This is a genomic window from Paraburkholderia sp. JHI2823, from assembly GCF_038900695.1.
GTDB classification, from domain to species: domain Bacteria; phylum Pseudomonadota; class Gammaproteobacteria; order Burkholderiales; family Burkholderiaceae; genus Paraburkholderia; species Paraburkholderia mimosarum.
Window position 1 is genome coordinate 1 of the sequence record NZ_JAYMRY010000100.1, and the last position, 4583, is coordinate 4583.

At 57.7% G+C, this 4583-nt stretch carries 2 protein-coding genes and 5 pseudogenes; all 7 read left to right on the forward strand.

The features are described from left to right. Positions 1-126: 126 nt before the first annotated feature. Positions 127-345: pseudogene (locus VSR34_RS37405) on the forward strand (IS630 family transposase); the annotation flags it as partial. A 129-nt stretch (positions 346-474) separates the two neighbouring features. Then, positions 475-618, forward strand: a pseudogene (locus VSR34_RS37410) (ATP-binding protein); the annotation flags it as partial. Positions 619-802: 184 nt separating this feature from the next. Then, positions 803-2041 carry a site-specific integrase gene (locus VSR34_RS37415; RefSeq protein ID WP_342965117.1) on the forward strand — a complete coding sequence of 413 codons (1239 nt, stop codon included), beginning with the start codon at positions 803-805 and terminating at the stop codon, positions 2039-2041. Beyond that, complete coding sequence (locus tag VSR34_RS37420) at positions 2011-2691, forward strand: tyrosine-type recombinase/integrase (protein ID WP_342965118.1); 681 nt, start codon at positions 2011-2013, stop codon at positions 2689-2691. The genes VSR34_RS37415 and VSR34_RS37420 overlap by 31 nt, the downstream gene beginning before the upstream one ends. A 96-nt stretch (positions 2692-2787) precedes the next feature. Then, positions 2788-3660, forward strand: a pseudogene (locus VSR34_RS37425) (tyrosine-type recombinase/integrase); the annotation flags it as partial. 112 nt (positions 3661-3772) lie between these two features. Beyond that, positions 3773-3886, forward strand: a pseudogene (locus tag VSR34_RS37430) (ATP-binding protein); the annotation flags it as partial. A gap of 89 nt (positions 3887-3975) precedes the next feature. Continuing rightward, a pseudogene (locus VSR34_RS37435) lies at positions 3976-4253 on the forward strand (transposase); the annotation flags it as partial. Between the last annotated feature and the right edge of the window lie 330 nt (positions 4254-4583).

Consider the following 4583-nt stretch of genomic DNA (forward strand, 5'->3'; position numbering starts at 1 on the left):
TGTACCGCGAGCGTCCTGAACTCAGCGGTGTACGCCTGCTTCGGTATTTTGAACATCGATTCTTTCCTTCCTTCGGGTCGAGTTTACACATGACCTACTGGAAGGCGAAATTTCGGGGGAAGCTCAGACGAGAAGACAGCCATCCAGGCGCTCGATCGCAAGGACCGGATGTTGCCGCTCTCGCCCGGGCGCGCCGAGAGCCATGGCTTTGAATACAAACGCAACGGCACCCTGAGCCTGTTCGCCGCATTGAATGTCGCAACTGGCGAAGTGCTGGGCAAAACCGCGCCACGCCATACCAGCGCTCAGTTTGTCGCGTTCCTCACCGAGGTGGTATCGGCCCAGTCGCGCGGAAAGTGTTAGCGCCGATGTAAAACTGACCCTCACCCGCCGAAGTAAACCTGACCCACCGGGGAGAGGATGGCGGCTTTTTGCCGCCGATGCTGACTCAGGAGCAAGCAGTGGAAATCAAGGTATAACCGGGCGGTCATCGGGCCGAGGCTGCTCGTCATCGACGAAATCGGATATCTGCCGTTCGGGCGCGAGGAGGCGAACCTGTTCTTCAATGTCGTCGCCAAACGATACGAACGCGGCTCCATCGTGCTGACGAGCAATCTCTTACGCGGTGCACCGCGTAAGAGATTTAATGCAGGGTCTATTTTTACGCGAAGTGTCAGCCCCAGAGGGCCGTGAACGCGGCAGATCTAACAGCTGTCTCTCCGTATAATGATGACGTCTTTCGTGGCCCATCGCCACTACAGGAGGACGTCATGTTGGCAACATACTTTGTTCCTCACAGCGATTGCAAGAGCTCCGAGAAGGGCGCGGTGGTGCTCTGCTGGAGCGCTTCTCGCAGGCTTTGAATGAGTGTGGCTACGCGGAGATCACTGCCCGCCGACATATCAGAGCGGCGGAACATCTCCTCTATTGGGCCGAAGTCGAACGTCTGCCCTACAACACGCCGAATGAGGTGGTTTTGCGGCGTTTCGACGAGCATTTGGTGCGATGCCGATGTCCGGGCTACGGACATACGCACCGGCTCGATTTGCTCAATGGCTGCCGGTTGTTCCTTGAGCATCTACAGCAGATTGGCGTGATCAACGCTTCGGACGTCGAGCCTGCGATGCAGCCTGCTTCCTTGTTCACTTCTTTCTGTAACTGGATGCGCGCCCAACGGGGAACCGCCGATATCACTCTGTATAACTACGGTTTGACGATCCGGGACTTGCTCGCAACGCTAGGGGAGGATTCTGGCAAATACGACGCCCAGAGCGTACGACAGTTTGTGCTGAGCCAAACCCGGGATCGAGGATGGGCCGTGGCGAAGAGGTGTACCACAGCCCTTCACATGTTCTTTCGCTTCCTCATCGCTGAAGGCAAATGCGACAGTCGGCTCGCTGCTGCTATTCCCGTAGTAGCTCACTGGCGCCTTTCTGCTCTGCCCCGGTATCTGCAGCCGGAAGAAGTGGAACGGGTGATCGCGTCATGCAGCCCGACTTCGCCGTCAGGCAAACGGGATCGCGCGATTCTGCTTTTACTCGCCCGTTTGGGATTGCGGGCTGGCGACATCGTGGAGTTGCGCGTCGATGACATTGACTGGAAAGGCGCTTGGATTTCTGTTTGCGGCAAGGGGCGACGTCTGACGAAGCTGCCCCTGACTCAAGAGGTTGGGTGTGCAATTGTCGACTACCTGAAGGAAGGGAGGCCTCCCGCAGAAACCGACATATTGTTTCTCCGTTCCCGAGCTCCGCTTCGTGCGTTTGCTTCTCATGCCGCAATTTCGGTCATCGTCGAGCAGGCTATGCGTCGGGCCGGCGTTACTTGCCCGAGCCGTGGTGCCGCCCACGTACTTCGTCATTCAGTAGCCACGTCAATGTTGCGAAACGGCGCCTCTCTGCAGGACATCGCAGCAGTGCTCCGGCACCGTTCCATCGAGACCACGCAAATCTACGCCAAGGTGGATATCGGCATGCTGCAGGAGATTGCTCAACCCTGGCCGGAGGTAATGCCATGTTATCTGAAGCCGTGGAGTCGTATCTGACGATACGTCGTGCTTGTGGATTCGAGCTGAAGTCTGATGGTAATCTCCTGCAGACCTTCGCTGCCTTCGCGGACGCGCGCCGCGAGTGCTACGTTCGCGCGGTCACCGCCATCGAATGGGCCGGGCTGACCGAATCGGTCTTTCAACGGGCCCGCAGGCTCGGCGTAGTAATTCGCTTCGCCCGGCATGCCCGCGCCGAGGACGAGCGCCACGAAGTGCCACTGCCGGTTTTTGGCAGAGAGAAGCCGCCGCGCCGGGCTCCGTACATTCTTTCGGAAGACGAGATCAGGCGACTTGTGGAGGAAGCGTCCCGATCAGGGTATCGCTCGTTGCGGCGCCGGACCTACAGCACGCTGTTCGCGCTACTCGCCTGCACAGGACTTCGAGTATCGGAAGCCATTCATCTGCGCTTTGATGACATCACCCAGGACGGGTTGGTTATTCGATGTTCCAAGTTCCGCAGGAGCCGTATCGTGCCACTGCACGATACGGCTCGAGTGGGCTTGGCAAGCTACCTCGAGATGCGGCGCCCCTATGCCCCGTTCGACGATCACGTCTTCATCTCTCTGCGCAGAAAGCCCCTGCGTATTGAGGACGTCGAGAGCGCATTCCGAACTGTGGCTACCAGAATTGGCTTGCCGTGGACATAGCGCGATATCCGCGACCTACTGGTATCTGGATGCAACGCCATCGCTGATGCGGGACATCGCAGAGCGTTGCGAAACCCTCGTAACTGGAGCGCAGTCATGACTCTAATCGCACCTCATATCACGGCGTTTCTTCAGCAACGCCTTCCCGTCGAACGTCGCGCCAGTGTCAACACCTGCGACTCCTACGCCTACGCATTCAAGTTGCTCTTCACATATGCCAGCCGTCGATTGAAGGTCTCGCCATCGCAGTTGCATCTCGAGCAGCTTGGTCCTGATCTGATCGTCGGGTTTCTGAACTATCTGGAGACGGAGCGGCACAATGGACCGAGTTCCCGAAACACTCGCCTTGCAGCCATCAAGTCATTCATGCACTTCATGGAATATCGGGCCCCGACAGCGCTGGAGCACGTCCGGCGCGTTCTGGCTGTTCCGTCAAAGAAAGCGGATTCACGTCTGGTCAGGCATCTCACGATTGAAGAGATGCAGTGTATCCTTGACGCCCCTGTTCCTAACCGACGTGACGGAATTCGCGATCGTGCCATGCTGCATGTATGTTTCGCGGCGGGATTACGTGTCTCCGAGCTCGTCGGACTGCGGCTTGACGACATACAAGTTGGACCACATCCGAGCGTTCTTGTTCACGGAAAGGGACGGCGGGAGCGTTGCCTACCGCTCTGGAGAGAAACGACATCAGCCTTACGCGCGTGGATGGCAGTCAGAGGCCAGGCGCCGTTTCCTGAATTGTTCCTGAACGCACGTGGTGAACCCATGTCTCGCGCCGGTTTCGAGTACATCCTGCGCAAACATGCTCGGGCCGCCGCCAGCCGTTGTCCTTCCTTGAACAACCGGCGCGTCTCTCCGCATTTGTTGAGGCACACCTGTGCGCTTAGGATCCTGGAAGCAACCAAAGATCTGCGCAAGGTTTCTCTTTGGCTTGGACACGCGCATATGCAAACGACGGAAATATATACCCGAGCCGATCCCTCCTTGAAACTGGAGGCGCTTGAGGCAGTCACCCCTCCGACGCTGCGATCGGGACGTTATAAGGCGACCGATGCACTAATTGCTTCGTTGACGCCATCGGCTCTTGCATCATGCCCACATCGTGCAAATCAGCGGCGAGAGCTATCGACTGAAGGACAAACGAAAAGCAGGACAAACGGGAACGCAGGCAAGCGCGAAAGCAGCCGCGTGACACAGGCCCCGGGTGGGTCAGATTTACTTCGGCGAATCGCCGAAAGGCGAGGGTGCGGCCGGGTCAGAATTCAATCGGCGTTGACAGGAAAGGAGGTCCACGTGATCTGCGACAACGTGAGCAGCCACAAAACCGACGCCGTTCAAACATTTCTGGCTGACCATCCGAAAGTCTCGATACATTACACACCCACTATCCGTCATGGCTGAATCAGGTCGAAAGCTGGTTTGTCCGCATCCAGCGCGACGTCATTGCGCGTGGCGTATTCACCAGCACCAAGGATCTCGACAAAAAGCTCATGCGTTACATACGTCAATACAGTGCGACACGTGTCGCCGTTAGCCGCGCGTCAGGCGGCATGCAGTAGCGGTAAAGCTCGTTTCTGTCTTGTCACGCTTCGTAATGTACCGCGTCGCCGTGACCTGCTGTACGGCCAGTAGTTGCCTACTTGGACAGGCGTGGCGGGTAACTGCCGGGTCTGAAGCTCCAAGGACAATGTACTCGTCGAAAGACACCACGCTCGGCGACGATATGTGGTGACGCTGCGAGCCGCAATGCGGCGTCGAGGCCAGGCAAGTTCCGCATGCGCAACAAATGTGAATCGTCGATAAACCTCGTGACGGATGATGGGCCGAAGCGGCTAATGGGCCCAAACCAAAAGGTATGCAGCCGGTTGCTCCACTTGTATTTGGGGGTA